General features: G+C 33.3%; 17 protein-coding genes and 1 riboswitch. Of the genes, 5 read left to right on the top strand and 12 right to left on the bottom strand.

The window, feature by feature from the left end:
- From KHA98_RS02625 to KHA98_RS02650, 6 genes are all read right to left on the bottom strand, one after another.
- Complete coding sequence (locus KHA98_RS02625) at window positions 1–984, bottom strand: alpha/beta fold hydrolase (RefSeq protein ID WP_246522121.1); 984 nt, start codon at window positions 982–984, stop codon at window positions 1–3.
- A gap of 79 nt (window positions 985–1063) precedes the next feature.
- Window positions 1064–1172, bottom strand: a riboswitch (SAM riboswitch).
- Between the two features lie 187 nt (window positions 1173–1359).
- Window positions 1360–1563 carry a hypothetical protein gene (locus tag KHA98_RS02630; RefSeq protein ID WP_213254966.1) on the bottom strand — a complete coding sequence of 68 codons (204 nt, stop codon included), beginning with the start codon at window positions 1561–1563 and terminating at the stop codon, window positions 1360–1362.
- 556 nt (window positions 1564–2119) lie between these two features.
- Window positions 2120–3208 (bottom strand): homoserine dehydrogenase family protein, encoded by a 1089-nt coding sequence (locus tag KHA98_RS02635; RefSeq protein WP_213254969.1) that lies wholly within the window; start codon window positions 3206–3208, stop codon window positions 2120–2122.
- 283 nt (window positions 3209–3491) lie between these two features.
- On the bottom strand, window positions 3492–4796 hold the full coding sequence (locus KHA98_RS02640; protein ID WP_213254971.1) for an O-acetylhomoserine aminocarboxypropyltransferase/cysteine synthase family protein: 1305 nt from the start codon (window positions 4794–4796) through the stop codon (window positions 3492–3494).
- 80 nt (window positions 4797–4876) lie between these two features.
- Complete coding sequence (locus KHA98_RS02645; RefSeq protein ID WP_213254974.1) at window positions 4877–5065, bottom strand: hypothetical protein; 189 nt, start codon at window positions 5063–5065, stop codon at window positions 4877–4879.
- 479 nt (window positions 5066–5544) lie between these two features.
- Window positions 5545–8391: a TonB-dependent receptor plug domain-containing protein gene (locus KHA98_RS02650; protein WP_213254977.1), complete on the bottom strand. Its 2847-nt coding sequence runs from the start codon at window positions 8389–8391 to the stop codon at window positions 5545–5547.
- A 538-nt stretch (window positions 8392–8929) separates the two neighbouring features.
- On the opposite strand from KHA98_RS02650, the gene metK reads away from it, so the two are divergent.
- Window positions 8930–10180 (top strand): methionine adenosyltransferase, encoded by a 1251-nt coding sequence (metK, locus tag KHA98_RS02655; protein ID WP_213254980.1) that lies wholly within the window; start codon window positions 8930–8932, stop codon window positions 10178–10180.
- Between the two features lie 122 nt (window positions 10181–10302).
- On the opposite strand, the gene KHA98_RS02660 is transcribed toward metK, so the two are convergent.
- From KHA98_RS02660 to KHA98_RS02670, 3 genes are all read right to left on the bottom strand, one after another.
- Window positions 10303–12537, bottom strand: coding sequence for a hypothetical protein (locus KHA98_RS02660; protein WP_213254982.1), 2235 nt, complete (start codon window positions 12535–12537; stop codon window positions 10303–10305).
- 92 nt (window positions 12538–12629) lie between these two features.
- Complete coding sequence (locus KHA98_RS02665) at window positions 12630–15317, bottom strand: TonB-dependent receptor (RefSeq protein ID WP_213254984.1); 2688 nt, start codon at window positions 15315–15317, stop codon at window positions 12630–12632.
- Between the two features lie 47 nt (window positions 15318–15364).
- Entirely contained in the window at window positions 15365–16255 is an 891-nt protein-coding gene (locus KHA98_RS02670) for a GLPGLI family protein (RefSeq protein WP_213254986.1), read from the bottom strand.
- 232 nt (window positions 16256–16487) lie between these two features.
- On the opposite strand from KHA98_RS02670, the gene KHA98_RS02675 reads away from it, so the two are divergent.
- From KHA98_RS02675 to KHA98_RS02690, 4 genes are all read left to right on the top strand, one after another.
- Window positions 16488–17303 (top strand): hypothetical protein, encoded by an 816-nt coding sequence (locus tag KHA98_RS02675; RefSeq protein ID WP_213254988.1) that lies wholly within the window; start codon window positions 16488–16490, stop codon window positions 17301–17303.
- Window positions 17303–17917: a deoxynucleoside kinase gene (locus KHA98_RS02680; protein WP_089052568.1), complete on the top strand. Its 615-nt coding sequence runs from the start codon at window positions 17303–17305 to the stop codon at window positions 17915–17917. Before KHA98_RS02675 ends, KHA98_RS02680 begins: the two co-directional genes overlap by 1 nt.
- A gap of 177 nt (window positions 17918–18094) precedes the next feature.
- Window positions 18095–18391, top strand: coding sequence for a type II toxin-antitoxin system HigB family toxin (locus tag KHA98_RS02685; RefSeq protein WP_213254990.1), 297 nt, complete (start codon window positions 18095–18097; stop codon window positions 18389–18391).
- Window position 18392: 1 nt separating this feature from the next.
- Entirely contained in the window at window positions 18393–18761 is a 369-nt protein-coding gene (locus KHA98_RS02690; RefSeq protein ID WP_213254992.1) for a helix-turn-helix domain-containing protein, read from the top strand.
- A gap of 101 nt (window positions 18762–18862) precedes the next feature.
- On the opposite strand, the gene KHA98_RS02695 is transcribed toward KHA98_RS02690, so the two are convergent.
- The 3 genes from KHA98_RS02695 to KHA98_RS02705 form a co-directional block, all read right to left on the bottom strand.
- A complete protein-coding gene (locus tag KHA98_RS02695) occupies window positions 18863–21415 on the bottom strand; it encodes a sodium-translocating pyrophosphatase (RefSeq protein ID WP_213254994.1) in 2553 nt (850 codons plus the stop codon).
- Window positions 21416–21527: 112 nt separating this feature from the next.
- Complete coding sequence (locus KHA98_RS02700) at window positions 21528–22058, bottom strand: inorganic diphosphatase (protein ID WP_155101359.1); 531 nt, start codon at window positions 22056–22058, stop codon at window positions 21528–21530.
- Between the two features lie 111 nt (window positions 22059–22169).
- Entirely contained in the window at window positions 22170–22769 is a 600-nt protein-coding gene (locus tag KHA98_RS02705; RefSeq protein WP_213254996.1) for a DNA-3-methyladenine glycosylase family protein, read from the bottom strand.
- Window positions 22770–22875: the final 106 nt, after the last annotated feature.

The raw sequence follows: 22875 nt of genomic DNA on the forward strand, positions 1-22875 counted from the left end.
TTATTTTGTTATTGTTTCTGCCTTAAAAATATCGGCAAGTAAATGATCTAATTGTTTGTACTCGATTAAAAAAGCGTCATGCCCGTGAACAGAATCTATTTCACTATACGTAACATTTTCTTTAAACTTTTTTAATTCATTATAAGTTTCCAGATTTTCTTTTGGTGTAAAAAACAAATCTGAATTGATGGCAACGATATGAATCGCTGCATTTGATTTGGATAGTAACGTTTCAAAATCGGCACTATTCCTAGTAATATCTATGGTTTTCAGCAATTGATTCATCAATTTATAAGATGACAATTGGTAGCGTTTCTGCAATTTCTTGCCGTGGTGCGCCAACCAGCTTTCTATATTAAAGATTGAAAGATCAGAATGAACAGTTCGCTTAAATTTCTCTTTGAATGATTCCGGCGATCTGTAACAAAGCATGGCATGAATTCTGGCATCTTCAACCGGTTTTGAAGAATTGTTCAGGATTTGCTCTTGTAAGTAACAATTGGCAATCATCCAGTCGGTCGATTTCCAGTCGGTTGCAATCGGAATTAGATGTTCTGTAATGTTTGGTTCTAATGCAAGGATTTCCCACGCTATTCCGCCTCCAACAGAACCTCCAATTATAGCAAATACATGTTCGATATTTAAAGCTCTTAAACCTTTAATAAAAATGCTCGCAATGTCTCTTGTGGTAAAGTCCAGATAATTGTTGATTTCAAACGAATCATTTCCGTTTCCGGGAACATTAAATGCCAAAACGGTGTATTTATTAGTGTCGATTGTTTTTTCGTCGCCAATTAAGTCATTCCACCAGCCGTTTTCGCCAGTAACCTGTGCATTTCCTGTTAGGGCATGATTAACCAAAACAATTGGAGCTGTATGCAAAGGCAAGCCGGAAAGGGTAAAACTTAACGGTAATGATGAATATATCGCACCACTTTCTGTGATGAAATCTTTAATTATGATGGGACTTGGTATATTTTCCAATTTCAAATCTTTTTATTATTGATTTGTATGTGGAAATATTAGAAAGAAAGTCTAGAAGTTGAAACTAGAAAAATTCTTGTTGTTATCTTTCCACGTTTGGGCGTGGTAGAATGCAGCACCTTCTTCGATTTAACGAAGGGTTGCTAAGGATTCATCGGGTCTAATCCCTCGTCCTTTCTTTATAACATTTCAATACGTTTTTGAACTTAAAGGTGCAAATTAACTACTAATTTCTTAAACAAACAAATTAAATCGAAACGATTCCTCGATTTCTTAAACATTATTCAATCAAAAACTATTATACGCAAAAAATTACCGAACAAGTAGCTCAGTAAAATTAAGCAGGTTTCACCCTATTTTATGACTCTTTTTAATTTAGATAAAAAGTGTTTCATTTTCTTTTGAATACATCAAAAACAATAAAGAATCAGCTTCTTTTTTCACCTCTTTTTTGTCTGTCTCAGTTATTCCGAATCTAGGATGAACTAATTCATTGATTGGTGGTGGCGGATTGTTTCTTTTAGCTCTCAAGCTTTTCAATGTCAAAAATGTTTTTGATAAGTAGTTTAGTGTGCTCATGATATTTAAGTTTAAGTTAGTTTGCGTTTTATAATCTTTACTTTTTCTTTAATTCTTTGTTATGCCAGATAAATGGAATAAAAAAACCCTTTTGGGTTTCTAATACCAAAAGGGTTTAAGTTTTTTACAACTTATATATACTTTTAGTATCAACAGACACATACACAAATACGTGCGACGTTAAACATCTTGTTCATCTGTAGGGATTTATTCATCTGTGATTTATTTGCTATTTTAAAAAAATCTTGCATTTAATTTTTCTATTAGTTGGCTTTTTGATGTGATTAATATCTAAAAGCAATCATTTTATTTAACAATTAAGGGGCTGATTTTAACAGATCTTACTTGTCTTACAAATTTGCGAATTTTTTTTTAATATTCCAAGTTATAAAAGCTTAATTATTCCTAAAAAACGTTAAAAAACAGCATTTTAACGTTAAAAAACATCTTACAAAATCAAGTTTTCAAATAAGTACGGTTTTATCTTACAAAAAATTAACTAACTTTTCTGTTTCAATCTGTCAAAGAACTCTTTTTCTATTATTTTAAAAACCACTTACAGCCAGACTGCTTCCTTATTTTTTATTTTGTCGGCTACTTTTAAAATATCAGTAATTATTCCTCTCGAAATTGCCTGTTTACAGGGCGATGCGCTTTTGATTACAATCGGGACCTCAGCATAAGATTGTGTATAAATTTCGAAAATAGAATCTGAACCTTTTAACTGACCTATTGCAGATGTAATGGGCTCTGAAACCAATTTTACTTCGAGTTTATTTTTAGCAACATCAAATTCTCCTATGTATCGAAGTACATGATCGTCTGATTGTGCTATTTTTTCAATCTTAAACGATTTGTCAATGGCATCTTTATTAAGGATTCCGTTTTTCTCTAAATGTTCTTCTTTTATAATAGAGTTGATTTTTATATCTGAAAGTTCAAAATCCTTCCCGATTTCTCTCGTCAAAATCAGTAGTTTTCTTGCGGTATCATTTCCTGATAAATCTTCTTTAAAAGTAGAACGCATTAATCCTAATAAACTCGCATCTTTTAATATCGAAGAAAAAGAATTATCCTCATTAGAAAAACGGTTAAAAACATAACTTAGATGATCGGAAAAAACGCCTCTGATCTTGGTGATTTTTTCGCCTGAATAATACAAATCTCTTAATGTTTGTAAAACCGGAAAACCTGTATCTACCGAAGTTTCATATAAAAACTCCTTGTCGTATTTTTTTAGGTTTTCTCTTAATTGCTTATACAAATCGATTGGCAATGTGTTGGCTTTTTTATTTACGGCAACAATATTGAATCCGTTTTCTATTAAGGTATTATAATGACCAATTAACTCGTCACTGGCTGTGGCATCTACTGCAATGAGGTTTTCAAATTCATTTTCTTTTGCAAACCCAACAATATCTTCGACCTTAAAAGGAACTGCCAATTCTCTAAAATTAGTTTCCCAGGCATATCCAACACCTTCTTTCTCGAAAAAAGCTACTGTAGAATTGGTAATAATTGGAAAATGAAAATCGATATTTTTGCTCTGAAGAAAAAACTCCTGACTTTCTATAATCTGATTGATTAATGTACTTCCGATATTTCCAATCCCAAAAAGGATAATATTTATTTTAAGCTTTGACATAATTTTTGAATTTAAATATTTAACCATATAAGTTATATCAGGTTACTCAATGCAAACCCTGCGTATAATTTAATGCTATTGTTCCTGATAATTAGACGCACGACAGTGCGTTTCTGCTAAAATGAACTTATATAACTTATATGGTTCATTTTAGACGCACTGCAGTGCGTCTCTCCATATAATATATATGGTTTAAATTTTATAGTGATTTTATTTATAAAAAATCACCTCTAGCAGAACTCACACCGCTAAAGGCAATTTTTCAAACAAAAAACAAAAAAACCTAGTTCTTATTGATGCTGTATTGCGATTGTGCAATGTTTTCAAAAACAGTTTGCAGATCGACAATTAAGTCATCGATGTCTTCTATCCCAACAGAAAGGCGAATCAAATCTTTTGACACTCCAGTTTCCAGTTGCTCTTCATCAGACAATTGTTGGTGGGTTGTGCTCGCCGGGTGAATAATTAGCGATTTTGTATCGCCAATATTAGCTAAGAGCGAGAAAAGTTTGGTTTCGTCTACTACTTTCTTAGCTGCATCAAAACCACCTTTTAATCCAAATGTGATAACACCACTTTGCCCTTCCGGCAAATATTGTTTGGCCAAATCATTGTATTTACTTGATTTTAATCCTGGATAATTTACCCATACCACTTCTTCTTGTTTCTCTAGCCATTCTGCTAAAGCCAAAGCATTTTCGCTGTGTTTTTTAATTCGGATAGGAAGTGTTTCTAATCCCTGAATAATCTGAAAGGCATTAAACGGACTCAAAGCAGCACCAAAATCACGCAGACCTTCTATTCGTGCTTTTGCTATAAAGGCCGCATTTCCTAAAGCTTCGTGATATACTAATCCATGATATCCTGCAGATGGTTCCGTAAATTCAGGGAATTTCCCATTTGACCAATCAAAATTTCCGGCATCAATGATAACACCTCCTAATGAAGTTCCGTTTCCGGCGATATATTTAGTTAAGGAATGAATTACAATATCGGCACCATATTTAATTGGGTTTAATAAATAAGGTGTCGCAACTGTATTATCTACAATAAATGGCACTTTGAATGCTTTGGCTTCTGCCGAAATTCCTTTTAGATCCAGAACATCCAATTTTGGATTCCCCAATGATTCAACAAAAAATGCTCTTGTGTTTTCTTTTGCCGCTTTAGTGAAATTTTCCGGTTTTGAAGGATCTACAAAAGTGGTTGTGATTCCTAATCTTGGCAAAGTCACTTTTAAAAGGTTATAAGTTCCTCCATACAAACTATTTGAAGCTACAATATGATCTCCTGCTTTTAGTAAAGTCAATAATGTTGTCGAGATTGCAGAAGCACCCGATGCTGTAACCACCGCACCTATTCCGCCTTCAAGTGCCGCCAATCGTTGCTCTAAAATATCGTTTGTTGGATTGTTTAATCTGGTGTAAATAAATCCGGCTTCGGCAAGACCAAATAAATTGGCAGCGTGATCTGAATTATTAAAGACATAAGAGGATGTCTGATAAATTGGCACTGCTCTTGTTCCTGCGTTTTTAGTAACATCGTGTCCTGCGTGTAATGCGTTTGTTGCAAATTTTTGTGTACTCATGATTTCTTAGTTTTTAGATATTGTTAATACGTTATATATTGTAATAGATTTTTGAAATTGTTGTTGAATTTTAGAAGAGTTTAAACAAGGAAATAGTCTCCTTCTTCCTCCAGTTCATACATTTGAAACAGTAGTGATTTTTGATTTTTCAAATACTGCTCTGATTGTATTCTTGTAACTTCTTTTGCTACTTCTTCTGATTTATTATTGTTTGTTTGAGAATCGTTTCTCAATAAATATTCTACTGCAATTGAATTTAATGTTTTCATGATTTTTAATTTAAAAGTGTTGAAATGAAAAAGCCCTTTCGGATGGCTACCAAAAGGGCTTATAGTTGAAACTATAACAAAGATTTTATCTTTCACTTTTGGCAACAGCAAGGTTGGATGCACATTTGCATCATACTACAACACATCATATTTTTTCTTGCTATTGTTTTCATTTTAATTAAAATTTAATCCTATTTTTAAATTCGACTAATTCGATAGAGTAAATGTAATAAGTATTTATTTAACCACCAAATTAAAAATTGAGTTTTTATAATTAAATATTTTTCTTCCTTTTTATATAGTTGTTTTGTTTTTGAAAATTAGTCACTGATTGTACGGATTAAACAGATTGACACAGATTTTTTTTTATAAAATCTCAGTCTATTGGTAAAGTTTAATTCATAGTTTAAAGAATTACAAAGATAAAAACCAGCGTTAATCCATTTAATCCGTACAATCTGTGGCCTAAACAATATTTCTTAAAACTTAAAACTCAATCGTGCAAAACCAAATCTACCGTTCAATCCAAATTGAGATACTGCTCTTGAATAAGCAAACTGATTTGCGTTACTTAAATCTGTACTTGGCGCCGGAGATAAAGTTGGAGTTGTATTTGTAAAAGCCGGAGTTGCAGGATTATTTCTGTCCGGATAAACATCTCCTATATTATTAAACCCGATTGTGGCTCTAAAATGCTCGTTGATTTGATATCCTAAAGATAAATCTGTAACTAATTTTGCGCTGTATTCCGGATGTTCGTACACAGATGAGAATCCGTCCAGATTTACATCTGTTGCTCCCGGATCTGTCACTTTACCAAAATAACTGTTTCTTAAATAAATGTCCAGTTTTTTAATACTGAAAGTCGTCATTAAGTTGGCTTTTAATTTCGGAATTGCTTCTTCTAAATATACTCTGCTTGATTCCGGGAAAAAGGAATAGATATAAGGGTCTCCACCTGCATCAATAATAGATTGCGGAACATTTAAATCTCCTACTCTTTTGGTTTCATTATAACTTAAAGCAAAATCATTTCTAATTACAAAATCCTGAATTACATCATATTTTTGAGAAATTACCAAATCAATACCTTTTGTTTCAGAGTTGATTCCGTTGGTCCAGAATGATGCTCTTTCTACTCCTTTTGTATCAAATGCCTGCTGAAACAATGTCAAAGCTTCTCTTTGTCCATCAGATGTTGCTGCTGCAATCTGAGCATCTGTTGGTCTTGAATACTGACCTGTTAAAACAATTCTGTCGTCGATTCTTGTAAAATAAGCATCTGTTGCAATTGTGATATTTGCTTCAGGAATTTTAAATGTAAATCCTGTACTAATGCTTTTTGACTTTTCAGGTTTTAAATTTTCTACTCCAATACTTTTTGCTGCTTCAGAATCATTTGTAAAATAACCAACCTGATAAGGTGATCCGTTTATAAATTGTGTTGAACTTGATTCAAAATATTTTTGTTGTAATGATGGTGCTCTAAATCCCGTTTGTCCAGAAACTCTCCAGTTAATATTGTCGTTTAATTTTAATAGAGAGGCCAATTTAAAAATGACTGTACTTCCAAAATCTGAATAATTTTCATAACGCAATGCTCCGTTTACAAGCCATTTTTCGGTTGCATTTAACTCTAAATCAACATAAGCTGCACCACTTTTTCTGTCTTTCTCTTTTGCATCTGAAGGCTGAAATCCTGAAAATCCTTGCGCTCCTGCTCCACGTTTGTTTCCGAAAAAGTCAGTCACAATTAAAGGAGAATTACTTGGCAGAATTCCTGAAACGAAATTTCCATTTACATCATACAATCCGTAAGAAGCTTCTTCACCAGCTTTTATCTGATAATTTTCATATCTGAATTCACCTCCAAAAGCAACATTCAAACCGGAAAGAACATCATACTTTCGGCTAAAGTCTAAATTGGTTGTACTTTGTAGGAATGAAACTTTTCCGGCATCAAAACTAAAAGGAGAATTGGTTCCCAAAGTGGCATTAATAGTATTGTTGACATCATACTTAAAAGAGTTTGTTCCGAGGTTTGTACTCAAATCGGTATCAAAACCAAATAATTCTGTGTTAACACCTACTGCAGCAGAAGCATCTAAGATATCTGATTGAATTTCCGGTAAAAATCCGTTTTCATAAACCTGAGTAAAAGTTCCTGAACCGTTTGGCAGTCTGTTAAAAGCATACGATTTACCATTTCTGTACGATACGCCACCAAAAGAATACAAAGATGTAGTTTCTGTTAAAGGATATTTTGCATTATAATACGCTTGTCCAGAAGCCAGTTCTGACTGACCAACGCTCATATTATAATCACTTCTTTCCTGTCCTCTGTAAGCCAACTCATTATTGGTAACATCAAAATTTAATGCCGTTTGCATTTGCGTAAGCGTTGTAGCTCCGGCGATTGCAGTTTGTTGTGCCGGAGTAAAATAACCTACCTGAGGCGCATATTGCTTTAATGAGGTCAGAATTTGTGCCGAGTTTGGCGTTGTGTTAATGTTACTGAACAAGGAGTTGATTTCAACACCATTTTGTGCAGCTCTGTTTTCGACAGCATTATAGGCATTAAAAATCGCATTGCTTCTAATTCCGGCTCTGCTGGTTGTTTGTCTTGTTACAGCACTACCGGTAACGTTTAAAAAACTACCAGGTTTCCCTAATGAAGTTCCGTAATTTAAATCGACTTGTATGGTTTGTCCATCGGCTCCACCTTCAAAATTATTTGATCCTGAAGATAAATTAGCGCCGTATTGAATTCCTCCCGAAATAAAATTGGCGTTCTTTTTAAGTACAATATTAATTACTCCTGCAATAGCATCAGAACCGTATTGTGCAGCAGCTCCATCTCTTAAAACCTCAATTCTTTCGATTGCAAAAGACGGAATAGCGTTTAAATCTGTTCCTACAGATCCTCTTCCCGGTGATCCGTTTATATTTACCAAAGCGCTTGTATGTCTTCGTTTACCGTTTACCAAAATCAAAACCTGATCGGGTCCTAAACCTCTTAACTGTGCGGGATCAACGTGATCTGTTGCATCTGCTGTTGATGTTGCATTACTGGTAAACGAGGGTGCAACATAATTTAAAATTTGCGTTACGCTGGTTTGCGGCGCTCCTTTTGTTATTTCAGTCACGTTAAAAACATCAACCGGAACCGGTACATCTGTCTTAACTCTATTTTTACTTCTGGATCCTACAATAGTAACCTCAGACAATTCATTGTTTTTTAAAGTATCCTGTTCTTTTTTATTTTCCTGAGCTTTAATTCCCGAAAATGTCAAAAGACCTAAAAGTAGTAGTACATTTTTTTTCATTTCTTTAACTGATTAATTAGTGTTTTTGGCTTTAAAAAAAATTATGGTATTCGATTTTGAACAAAAAAAAACCTCTGCAATCTGCAGAGGTTCTATATGAATTTTTGAAAAAAAATCACAATAGTGTCTCTGCGGAGAACTCCGGCATCTTACAAGACATCATATTGCAAATCGTTAATTTCATTTTTTTTCTATTTTGATGAGGCAAATTTGCGAACTATTTTTCAATCAGCCAAACAAAAACTAAAATAATTTCTATTACCCTATCAATTTAGTATGTTTATGTTAAATTTCTGCTTATAAAAATAAAAAAAGTTGAACTTTAATTTGCAAATCAAAATGGTTTCATACCTTTGCACCCGAATACAGAGGAAAAATTTGAACTGATTGCAACCTCTTCATAATGAAATGGTTCGTTATGAGTGCTGAAACGAAATTTTCAGCAGTAAAAAATGCTAAAGCAGAAACTCTTCTTTAGCCTTTTTTAGCAATTATTTTTTCCTCGCTTAATTTAAAATTTAATCATTATTATATTATTATGGCTTATTTATTTACGTCAGAATCTGTTAGTGAAGGACATCCAGACAAAGTTGCAGATCAAATTTCGGATGCATTAATTGACAACTTTTTGGCATTTGATGCTGACTCAAAAGTGGCTTGTGAGACATTAGTTACAACAGGTCAGGTAATTTTAGCAGGTGAAGTAAAATCAAATACTTATCTTGATGTACAACAAATTGCTCGCGAAGTAATCCGTAAAATTGGATATACTAAAAGTGAATATATGTTTGAAGCAAATTCTTGTGGAATTCTTTCAGCAATTCACGAGCAATCTGCAGATATTAACCAAGGTGTTGACAGAGCTAAGCCAGAAGAACAAGGTGCAGGAGATCAGGGAATGATGTTTGGTTATGCAACTAACGAAACTGAAAACTTCATGCCTTTGGCTCTTGATTTATCTCATAAATTATTACAGGAGTTAGCTATTTTAAGACGTGAAAATAAAGAAATTGCTTATTTACGTCCAGATGCTAAATCTCAGGTAACTTTAGAATATAGCGACGATAACAAACCAACTCGTATTGATGCGATTGTTATCTCTACTCAACATGATGATTTTGATGAAGAAGCTGCAATGTTGGCTAAAATCAAAAAAGATATCGTTGAAATTTTAATTCCAAGAATTATCGCTAAAAACCCAGAGCACGCTCATTTATTTAACGATAAAATTAACTACCATATTAACCCAACAGGAAAATTCGTTATTGGAGGACCTCACGGAGATACTGGTTTAACAGGAAGAAAAATCATCGTTGATACTTACGGTGGAAAAGGTGCTCACGGTGGTGGTGCATTCTCTGGAAAAGATCCAAGTAAAGTAGATAGAAGTGCTGCTTATGCAACTCGTCATATCGCTAAAAACTTAGTTGCTGCTGGTGTTGCTGACGAAATCTTAGTTCAGGTTTCTTACGCTATTGGAGTTGCTCAGCCAATGGGAATTTTCATTGAAACTTACGGAACTTCTAAAGTAAACTTAACTAACGGTGAAATCGCTAAAAAAGTGGAAGCTATCTTTGATATGCGTCCTTACTTTATCGAGCAACGTTTAAAATTAAGAAATCCTATTTATAGCGAAACTGCTGCTTACGGACACATGGGACGTAAACCAGAAACTGTAACTAAAACTTTCTCTGCTCCTGGAGGAAACGAAAAAACAGTTACTGTTGAGTTGTTTACATGGGAAAAACTTGATTTTGTTGATCAGGTAAAAGCTGCTTTCGGATTGTAATTCAATCTGAATCTTAAATATAAAAAAGGCTGTCTAAAAATTTTAGACAGCCTTTTATTTTTGACCTGTTTTATAAATTAAATCTAACAGTCCTGAAGCTTCGGGACTGTTGGTTTTGTATTTTAATATGTTCCGTTTTGCATTTTTGATAACGTTTCTTTCATTTCGTTTGCCGTTTCTTCATCTACTTCCGGAGTCAAATACTTTACTGCCAACGTTTGTGTTGCAATCGCTTTTTCCTTTTGTCCGTCTTTATAATATAATTGTGCCAACGTATCAAGATAATAAGTATTGTTTTTGGTTACAACTAAACTGTATTCAGACCATTTAATCGCATCTTTAATAAAGTTGGCATTTTCAGGTTTTACAACAACCGTCCATGCAGCCGAATTACATATATTAGAATGATATTCTTTAAATGAATTCCATCCGTTATAAGAATAATCAGAATTTGAATCTAATGTAGAAAAAATACTGTCTAACTTTTCAATTGGACTTGCAGAAGCTAAGTTTGCATCAAAGTAAATATTGAATTCTCTTAACATATCTGTGTACGATCCTTCTTTATTCTCTGCTCCGTCTAAATTAGAGAAATAATTTCGGTACGATTCAAAATTTCCTTTTCCGGAAGCAATGATCTTTTTGTAAACTGAATTTACTTTGTCTTTATTAATATCTCCCGAAACTTCATCCTGATTTGCGTATAGGTTTTGTTGCATCGCGCTGGATATTTCAGAAATTACATTTCCTACGCCATGTATTTCTCCGTCTTTGCTGTTGAATGCGGTACGATTCTTTTCAATTTCTTCTGAATGTTTCAGTAAATAATCAATCGCAAGAAAATCAGTATCGTTTAAAATTCTGTCTGTATTAAAAATCTGTTTTGTAAATCCCTGATTCTGGATTTCTTTCAAAATCGCTTCTACCAGATACATATTTGGTTTTGTATCTTTTTGGTGCGCTTCAATTAGTTTTTTCCAGGCTTGCGTTACTTCTTTTTTATCTAGACTTGATTTCGTTACAATAAATTCAGTTGTATCTGGATCGCTTAAAGTATAATCTGAATCATAATCATAAGTAGTCTCTAAAACCGACGCTTTATTAAAAGCTGCAATTAAATCTGCATCAGTTGCTTTTTTATTTTTTAAGGTTTTATCGATTGCAATAAAAGCATCTGTTCTTAAAAGTTTACGATAAAAATCACTATAATAGCCAAACTGATACTGTTTATCTGCAATATTTGATTTTGCAACTGCCAATATATCTCCGCTTGCGTTTACAACAAAAGTGCTCGGATCATCCTTAATTTTATTGTTTTTTAGCCATTTTTTATCATCGGCTCCAGCCAAATAAAAATTAAAAACATCATAAAGCGGATTGTATGCATCGTACATATTGTATCCTATTTGTGTTTCCTGATCTTTAATGAAAGTATCGAATCCTTCTTTATTTTTACTGTCAACTGCAACGACTAAAAATTTTGTCTTTGCTGTTTTTGTAGCTTCAAGCGCACTTTTCAGGCTTTTTTCGATCTTTAATTTAAAGTCATATTTAGAATAACTAGAATCAACGACTGCGTAATCCACTGCTGCAACTGCACTATCAACTGCAACCGCTGCTCCAAAATCTTCATTTAACAAAGGTGCTTTCCCTGGATATGTCCAATTTGAAATAGTCTTGTTTTCAAGTGGAAGAACTCCTGATGTTGTTTCCGACTGAGAATCTTTTTCATTAACAAAAACCAATGGGTTCTTTCCTAAATGTTCCGAAATTTGCAATTTGTTCGTCTTTCTGTCAAAAAAACCGGCAATATTTAAATCGCCCAAAACTTCAAGTTCATAACTAATTGTTACTTGAGAAACGTCTTTTGGGAGTGCATATTTACATACATTACTTTGTCCTGTATAATCTTCATAAACCAAATACAAAAAGTCTGTTTTTTCGATATCAAATTCTAAATCTGTATTGACCCAGTTTGGATCTACTTTGGTTCTTATATCTGATACATTCTGATACTGAACTTCTTCAGTTCCTTTTTGTGTACCAATATAAAAAGTATAATAAGAAGGATCTATAAATTTAATTTTTACCTTTTTGGCTTTTTTATTTGTTGTAAAAGAAAGATTAAAATTATTTTCAGATTTTATTTTCTTGGTAAATAGCAACGAATCTCCTTTTATCTCATATTCACCAGAATAAAAAACCAATTCATATTTATTATCCTCTGATAAGTTTAATTTGATTTTTTGACCTTTATTGGTCGATAGATAAGTACCTTTTTCTATTCCTTTTGTCTGAGCAAAAGAAGAAAACATTAAACAGAAAAATACGGAGAAACTCCAGATAATAGTGCGCATATTTAAGTTTTTGGTTGTTAATATTCCAGCGCAAAGATATTCGATTCTTATTGAAAAAGAGTATCAAAAAACCAAAAAACGTACTTAAAATACTATAAATTATATTTCATAGAAAAGATAATATACCGTGGCTGCACTGTATATTGAGAAACACGTGTGGAGAACTGCGAGAAGCTATCATCGTTAAGATAAGTGGTATTTAATAAATTGGTTGCCGAAATTTTATACTCCCATTTGCTGTTCTTTTTTTGATAAATTAAACTGGCACTCAAAAAATCATATTCATTATCGACCGATTTATTTCCAGTGTAATAATGATAAAATTCGTACTCTGAAACAAACGAGAAACTGTCCAGAAAATAATAATCTAATCGTGCAAAAGGTTTATCTGTATAATAAGTCGAACCGCTGTATTTATTGATCAAAGCATTGTAACCCACTTCTAAATTGGGAAGGTTTTTATAATTTGTTGCTGCTTTTACGGTATAGCTCTGACTGAAACTTTCGGTTGTTGCCAAAACATTATTCTGAATATTATTAAATTTTGACCAGTTAAAAGTAGCATTCACGGATGCTTTATAATTCTTTAAAAATGAACGTCCGTAATTTCCCATTCCCGTAAAAGTTTCATCTGCCAAATTTGAATTATAAGGCATTGAGGATTGATTAATCCCGTCAAAATCGGCTTTTGTTTTAATCGCATCAACTTTTTTGGTATACGTTGCATTGGCAAAAATGTTCTCGAAATTGAACATATTGTATTTAAAATAACGAAGCGAATGCACTTGCGAAGTTGCATTTTCAAGGAAACGATTTCCTCTGAACAAACTACTGTAATCGGACAAAACATAACCTGAAGCCAACTGATTGATATCGGTAAAATCGTTTGTTAATGAGAAATTATAGGTCAGCGTTTCCGATTTTTTGATTTGATATAAAGCAAAGAAATCCGGCAGTACTTTTGTAAAATTCTGAGAATAATCTGTTCCCAATTGTGTGTTTGTCATTGTATAGGAATGCAGACTCACTCCTGGTGTCAGCGTAAATTTTCCTGTGAGGATTTTATAATGAAATCCCAGAAAAGCATCATTAAAATTATACTTTACCTGATTGTTATTTTCCGAACTATTTAAGTCGTTTCTATCGCCATTATCCAACATCTGAAAAATATGCGAATTAAAATCCTGATAGGAATAGGTATTTCCTAAAGTAATATTGATGTTGCTTTTTGGCGTTACCATATAATAGTAATCCAGTTTGGCATCTAATTTATTGGTTTTTACAAATCGATCCTGATTCAGATCATTGCGATTTTGTCCAGAAATATACCCTGATAAATCAAACGGCTGGGTTCTTAGATTGGCATTGTAAAACGGGTTTTCATCCTGATACAAATGCTGCATTTCAAAAGCAAAAATATTTTTATCACTCTGTGTATAGTACAAACTCAAATTTTGATTTATTGAAGTTGGATCTTGTTTTTTAGTGGTGAAAATTGTTTCTACATCTGAGACATTACTTACAACCGATTCTCTCAGTAAATCTCCATTTTCATCTTGTTTTGACAATTTAGTCAGAATATCATAATCAAACTGAAATTTATCATTTGGTTTATAGGTTGAACTTAATTTAAAAAGTCCCAGATTATTTTTCTGATGTGTTAATTCATCCCTTTTTTGCTGATCTCCTGAATCTAAAATTGTAGTCTGCGATTTGGTTTCTAAATCTGTTTTTGAAGCCGAAAGAATTCCAAAACCACTAATATTCCAGGCTTTATTAACTGAATACGCAAAGTTTGTTGCTCCAAATTTGGTTTCAATTTCTTTGGCTCGATTGTTTCTCAAAATCGAAATCCCCAAATCATTTGATGAAACATTAAAATTGCTTCCGCCTTTTTTCATCATGTTTTTAAATCCTCCTGTGAACTTAAAATAATCCTGAGCCGTTAGAGGCAATTCACCAATATTATTAAAATTGGTAATCAGATTTATGCTGTATTTTGGACTGTAATAAAATAATTTCGGATTAATAACATAACGGCTATCAAGCTCCCCGACGCCTATTCCGGCTGTAACATCACCAAACCAAAAGTTCTTTTTACCTTCCTTCAATTTGATATTCATAGCCACATTGTCCTGATCATTTTCCAGACCTTTTAATGCACTAACTTCATTGTAATTTCTAAGAACCTGAACTTTATCAATCGCATCGGCTGGAATATTTTTAACGCCTAGTTTGGTATCTCCGTCAAAAAAATCCTTTCCCTCCACCATTAATTTACTCACTTTCTTGCCTTCTACTTCAATTTCTCCATCTGCATTTACCTCAACTCCGGGAAGCTTTTTTAGAACATCTTCGAGTTTTTTTTCTGTTCCCGATTTAAAAGAATCTGCATTATAAACAATGGTATCTCCTTTTATAGAAACCGGCATTTCGCGAACAATTTCAACACCTTCAAGTTCTATTCCGCTGTCGTCCATAACAATATTCTGAGCTATATTTTCAGATTTAGTCGAAAGGGTTATTTCTTTCGATTTCATTCCGAGATAACTTACTTTGATTGTATAAGAAGTATTTGGCTTTAGCGTTAACTGAAACTTTCCTTTATCATTGGTAATTCCGTACGAATCCATTGCTTTGGTTCCGTTATTTACAGCCATAATATTGGCCATTTCCAACGGATTTTTTTGCTCATCCTGAATGAAACCATCAAAACGAACACTTTGCGAAAAGCATATAGAAGTAAAAAGTAAGGCAAATATAAAAAAGGTCTTATTCATTATAAGAATTTTGGAATTTGGAATTTGAAGTGTGGAATTTATAAATTTTATCTTCCTATCGGCATTGCTTGTCCTCCGACACGCCCTCGATTCATCTCTCTAAACTCTTCCATTTTTTTTATAACAGTATCATCATAATCTTTCTGTGAGATTACTTTTCCTTTTTTAGAGGGTTTAATTTCTACTTTATCTTTAGCATTCAGAACAATTTTCGAACATAAAATAGTGGTTTTTCCATCACTGATTTCTAAAATCAAACCTGGTAAACCCCAATAATTTTCCGGTCCCTGATTTACTGGAATTTCCGGTGAATACCATGCCGTTACCGTAATTTCTTTTGGCATCTCAAAATTATCCTCAAAATTGGTTTTCGTTTCTCCGGAAGTCTTTTTTACTTCTTCCTTTTTATCGTCGTTATTTTTAGGTCTGAAATTTCTAAAATCGGTTTTACTGGCTTCTTTAACGGCCGTCGCTTTATAACAATTGTAACCGCCAATTTGTTTGGTTTCAGCTTCTAATTTCCAGTTCAGTTTTGGCAAGGAATCAATAACCAGAAATTCTTTGCCCATAAATTCTTTATCAACTGTATAGGTTTTGCTTTTTACATCTTTGTAAAATGTTCCGCCGCCACCCATAAAGGAGTTCATCATAACACGCATTCCGCCACCTTGTTGTCCGGGAGTTTCCAGCTTTTCTTCTTCTTTATAAATTGATGCTGATTTGTCAAAATTTAGAATAAATGTTTTCTCTAACATTTTTTTCATGCGCTCTTCCATATTCTTCTGCATTTCTGGCGTGATATCGCGGTTTCCCGGTCTCATTCCATCAAACTTCGGCGCCTGAGTTTTAGATTCGTAAACTGCCATTCCCTGAAAATCTTTTTGAGCCTGAACCTTAAAGAAAGTAAGCAGCACAATTAAATAAGTTAGTTTTTTCATTTTATCTGATTTGTTTTAATGACAAGTTTAGGAAACTTATTCTTCAAAATTATTATTAATTTTAAAATCCTGAAAGTTAAATATATCAATCCCAAAATGGCATCGACAAAACGGTTCATTTGTAAGACTATTGGAACTTGTAAAGGTTTAAAACTAAAAAGGGCTAAATCTCTAATTTTAAGCGGGTCTTTAAACTGGATTTTGTAATTTGGCCTTTCGAAATAATAACCCAATGACAAAAAAAGTGCGCCAAATTTTATTACTGCTGTTTATTGCATGCTCTTTTTCAAGTTTTTATGGGCAAAGCGAAAAAATAAATCCTACTCTGATTTCACAACTCAAAACTGATGCTGATGAATTTGTGGGCTATGATTCTTTCGTCTATAAATATCAGATACTCAATAACGTTTTTAGTAAAATTAAAGGAAATGAAATTTTCGAATACAAAAACGTTTCTTTAGGAAATATTACCAAAGTTGATATTCAGAACCCTCTTAAAATTGTTTTGTTTTATGAAGATTTTAATAGCGTTGTTTTGCTGGATAATCAACTGAATAAAATGACAGAGATTAATTTTTCGCAAAATGAAATTCCAATTGTGGTAAGCGCTATTGGTATGTCGACACAAAATCAACTTTGGATTTACAATGCGTTGAATCAACAAATTGGTCTTTTTGATTATTTAAAAAATGAATACAAAACTGTTTCTGTTCCGTTAACCGAAAACTTTAAATATTACCAAACCGACTTTAATACTTTTTATTGGATTGATAAAAATAACAACTGGTTTTCGTGTGATATTTTTGGAAAAATCTCGAATCTTGGAAATGTTCCTGATTTTGATAAAATTGAAATTATTGATTCTCAAAAGTATCTTTTTAGCAAAGCTAATTTGTTGTACATAAGTAAGATTAGCAAGTCTAAAGTAAAGACAACTTCCCAAATTGAAATTTTAGAAAAATCGTTTGACAAATTCTATTACAAAGACCAAATTTTATCTATTTTTACGGCTAAAGAAATTGTAAATTATAAAATCGTAACACCGTAATGCACATAGCAATAGCAGGAAATATAGGCGCAGGAAAAACAACTTTAACTAAATTATTAGCTAAACATTTTAAATGGGAACCTCATTACGAAGATGTTGTTGACAATCCGTACTTAGATGATTTTTACCACCAAATGGAGCGTTGGTCATTTAATTTACAAATTTATTTCCTTAACAGCCGTTTTCGTCAGGTGCAGCAAATTCGCGAAAGCGGAAAAAAAATCATTCAGGACAGGACGATTTATGAGGATGCTTATATTTTTGCTCCCAATTTGTACTCAATGGGATTGATGACAAGCCGTGATTTCGAAAATTATACTTCATTATTTGAATTGATGGAATCTCTTGTAAAAGCTCCGGATTTATTGATTTATTTAAGAAGTTCTATTCCAAATCTGGTTGGTCAGATTCACAAACGCGGACGTGAATATGAAAATTCAATTTCTATCGATTATTTAAGTCGTCTGAACGAAAGATATGAAGCCTGGATTCAGACTTACACAAAAGGAAAGTTATTGATTATTGATGTTGACAATATTAATTTTGTTGATAATCCTGAAGATTTAGGAAACATCATTAACAGAATTGATGCTGAATTGAACGGGTTGTTTTAGAACACAAATTGCATAGATTTACATAAAAAATGCCTCTAATAAATTTTTAGAGGCATTTTTATTTACAAGCAACTTTGTTAAAGCTTAAATCTTATTTTTATAATTATTTTCTTACTTTTGTTTAAATCAAGGCTTTTTCCCGATTTGGGAAATTTTATTATCTTTGTCAAACCAATTATGAGAATAATAGCAAAAAGAACTTTACAAAACTTTTACGAAAGGTTTCCAAACGCAAAACAGCAATTGCTAGCATGGTATCAAATTTTCGATAAAAATAATTTTGCAAACTCAAACGTCATAAAATCTTTTTTTGGCACAGCAGATTTTATTGGCAACAATAAAATAGTGTTTAATATTTGCGGAAATCATTATCGATTAATTGTGAAAATCAATTATGAAACACAGATTGTTTATGTTCTTTTCATTGGAACACATGACGAATATGACAATTTAAAAGACATTAAAAATTTGTAACATGGATATAAAACCAATAAAAACAGAAGAAGATTATAATTTTGCTTTAGAAAGAGTTAATATCCTTTTTGATGCAAAACCGGATACTATTGAAGGAGATGAATTAGATATTTTAGTTACTCTTATTGAAAAGTATGAACAAATTCATTACCCGATACCAGAGCCAGACCCAATTGAAGCAATTAAATTCATGATGGAACAAAATGGATTGACGGATGCCGATTTAGGAGTTATTTTAAACAGCCGCTCAAGAGTTTCTGAATTATTTAACCGAAAAAGGGCCTTGTCCATAAAACAAATTAGAATTTTAACTGAAGCACTTCATATTCCTGCCTCAACTTTGATTAAAGAATATGCACTAATTCCATAAAAAATGCCTCTAAAATTTAGAGGCATTTTTTATGGAATCATTCTAACAGTTTTAAACCCGACAGGTTTTCAAAACCTGTCGGGTTTCTGTTGATATTGTAATTATTTTACAGCTTCAATTTTAGCTTTTACTTCTTCTTCTGTTCCTTCATAAACTTCGGTGGTTGTTTTACCATTTTCAGTTTTAGTTACAGTTCCTACAGCTTTTCCATTTACATTTTTTACTTCAACACGAACAGCCGTTTTCTCGTATTTACTCGTATCAAAACAATCTGTTTTTTGATGAACGTATTTTCCGTTTGCATCATAATGTGCCAGACATTTTGCAGTTTCTTCTGCTGTACATCCTTTTTCTTTACACATTTTAATGCACTCTTCTTTTGTCATTCCAGATATATCTCCGCATTTAGAAACTCCGCCTGCATGCATTTCCATTTTAGCACAACAAGAACCTTTTTCTGTCATTGCAGTAGCTGAATGTCCATCACCCAAAATTGGTGCAATAACCAATCCAATCAAACAAGTTAATTTGATCAAAATATTCATAGAAGGCCCCGAAGTATCTTTAAAAGGATCTCCAACTGTATCTCCGGTTACCGCAGCTTTATGCGCATCTGAACCTTTATAAGTCATTTCGCCATTAATCATAACTCCGGCTTCAAAAGATTTTTTAGCGTTATCCCAGGCACCTCCGGCATTGTTTTGGAAAACTGCCCAAAGCACACCAGAAACGGTAACTCCCGCCATATATCCTCCCAACATTTCAGCTATTAACTGGTTGTTGTCTGAATAAACTAATTTTCCAATTAATACAATTGCAATAGGAAAACCAATCGTTAAAATTCCAGGAAGCATCATTTCGCGTAAAGCGGCTTTTGTAGAAATTTCAACACATTTTCCGTATTCCGGTTTTCCGGTTCCTTCCATAATTCCTGGAATTTCCTTAAACTGACGACGTACTTCATACACCATATCCATCGCCGCTTTTCCAACAGAATTCATTGCCAAAGCAGAGAAAACTACCGGAATCATTCCGCCGACAAATAACATCGCTAAAACTGGCGCTTTAAAAATATTAATTCCATCAATACCTGTAAAAGTAACATACGCCGCAAATAATGCTAATGAAGTTAAAGCTGCTGATGCAATTGCAAAACCTTTTCCAGTTGCTGCAGTTGTATTTCCTACTGAATCTAAAATATCGGTTCTTGTACGAACTTCTTTTGGTAATTCGCTCATTTCGGCAATTCCTCCGGCATTGTCAGAGATTGGCCCAAAAGCATCAATAGCTAATTGCATAGCCGTTGTTGCCATCATTGCAGAAGCTGCCAAAGCTACACCGTAGAATCCTGCCAAAGCATAAGAAATCCAGATGGCTACAGCAAATAATATTACTGTTGGAAAAGTTGAAATCATTCCCGTTGCCAAACCTGCAATTACGTTTGTTCCTGCTCCTGTAGATGATTTTTGAACTATCGCCAAAACTGGTTTTGTTCCTAATCCTGTATAATATTCAGTTACTGATGAAATTGCTCCGCCCACAACTAACCCAACTAAAGTAGCATAAAAAACACGCATAGAAGAAATTTGCTGAGATCCTTCTCCAAAAAACTCCATTGTCATGACTTCAGGAAGCATGTGTTGTACCAAAAAGAAACATGCAATTGCAGTTAAACCAATAGAAACCCAGTTCCCTATATTTAACGCTTTTTGCACCTGAGCTTCTCTCGCATTATCATCTGATATTTTTACCAATAAAGTTCCGATAATCGAAAATAAGATTCCGAAACCGGCAATGGCCATAGGAAGTAAAATTGGACCAATTCCACCAAAAGCGTCATTAATACTTCCGCCCATATCTTTAATTACATAGTTTCCAAGAACCATTGCAGCTAAAACAGTTGCCACATACGATCCGAATAAATCGGCTCCCATACCTGCAACGTCACCCACATTATCTCCTACGTTATCTGCAATTGTTGCCGGATTTCTTGGATCGTCTTCCGGAATTCCAGCTTCAACTTTACCTACTAAATCGGCACCAACGTCTGCGGCTTTAGTATAAATTCCGCCACCAACTCTGGCAAATAATGCAATTGATTCTGCTCCTAATGAAAACCCAGCTAAAGTCTCTAAAACAACCGTCATTGTTTCGGTGTCTTTCCAAACTCCTCCAGATAAAAGGTTAAAGAAAATTATAAAAAAAGTAGTTAATCCTAAAACAGCTAAACCAGCAACACCAAGTCCCATTACAGTTCCTCCGCCAAAAGAAACTTTTAAAGCTTGCGGTAAACTTGTGCGGGCTGCTTGTGTTGTTCTAACGTTTGTTTTGGTTGCGATTTTCATTCCCATATTTCCTGCTAAAGCAGAGAAGAATGCTCCAAATATGAATGCTATTACGATAAATAAATGTGTTTTTACACCTGGAATAAAAGTAATTCCTGCCAAAGCTAAACTTGCAATAATTACAAAGATGGTTAATAGTTTATATTCTGCTTTTAAAAAGGCTAATGCACCTTCGTAGATGTAATCTGAAATCTCTTTCATCTTGCCATCTCCAGCATCTTGTTTTAAAACCCAAGTCCTCTTTATTCCCATGAAAAGTAATCCTAAAATTGCCATGACAATTGGCAAGTAAATCATAAATGCATTCATAATATATTAATGGTTTTGGTTAATAGTCAATAAACTAACTAAAACGAATTTAAACAAAAAAGCAATACTCCTAACGGAGTATTGCTTTTTTTATAAATTATGAAGGCTAAAATTATTTAATGCTAAATAATCCTTCTGGTTTGTTTTCAATATCATCAAAACGCTTCGTGCACTCTGCAATAATTGCATAAGCTTCGTTTACGTCTCCCCATCCTTCTACATCCACTTTTTTGTTTTCTAGATCTTTATATACCTGGAAAAAGTGTTCGATTTCTTTTACCAAGTGCGGGTTCATATCTGAAAGATCATTTAAAGAATTCCAGATTGGATCTGAAACTGGTACACAAATAATTTTTTCATCTGGTCCTTTATCATCTGCCATGTGGAAAACACCAATTGGTTTTACTTCCATTACACATCCAGGAAAAGTTGGTTCGTTTACTAAAACCAATACATCAAGAGGGTCACCGTCTAAAGCTAAAGTTTCAGGAATAAATCCATAATCTGCAGGGTACATCATTGAAGAGAATAACATTCTGTCGAAACGCATTCTTTTGATTTCAAAATCGTACTCATATTTATTTCTGCTTCCTCTTGGTATTTCGATTAAAACATCGAAAGTCGTTAGTTTGTCTGCGGTCATTTTCTTTTTTTATTATATCTATAATTTCGGTTGCAAAAGTAACCAAACATTCCATTTTTACAATAAAAAAACAGGTTAAATTATCTCTATTATGTATTAAAAAACAAGCATTTAATAAGTAATTGTTCGATTTCTCTTTTTTAAGTAATAATGCCAAAGCAAATAGGTGGCATAAGAGCGATACGGGCTCCATTGTTCTGCATGAATTTCCATTTCCTGTTTGTCATGAATATTCAGCAATTCTTTGATTGTATTTATAACAGCAATATCACCAAGCGGAATTAAATCGGGTTCCTGTAGACAAAACATCAGATAAATATCGATGGTCCAGTTTCCTATTCCTTTTAGTTTGATAAGCTCTTCACGAACTTGCTTTGCAGATTTTTCAGCTAAACTTTCAATATCTAATTCTTTGCTTAAAACAGCTTCTGCCAGTATTTTAATATATTTTGTTTTCTGACGGCTTACTCCCAGATTCCGGAATTCTTCATCTGATAGCAATACCATGTTTTCAGGATTGCAGGTTGTGTATGCTTTGATTTTTAAAAATGTGGCTTTCGCCGAATCTATAGAAACCTGTTGTTCGAGTATTAGCAAAACCAATGTTTCAAAACCTTGTGGGCGTTTTGGAATGGGCGGTAATCCATATTTATCAATAATCTCCTGAAATATTGGATTCTTGGTTAAAAGAAAATCGATGGCTTCTTGCATAGCTTGATTTTAAGTCTATTCAAAATTAACTAAAAAAAAAATCTCGCAAAGACGCCAAGTCGCTAAGTTTTTAAATTCTTTGCGTCTCTGCGTCTTTGCGAGATTA

The sequence above is a fragment of the Flavobacterium branchiicola genome (assembly GCF_018383905.1).
GTDB classification, from domain to species: Bacteria; Bacteroidota; Bacteroidia; order Flavobacteriales; family Flavobacteriaceae; genus Flavobacterium; species Flavobacterium branchiicola.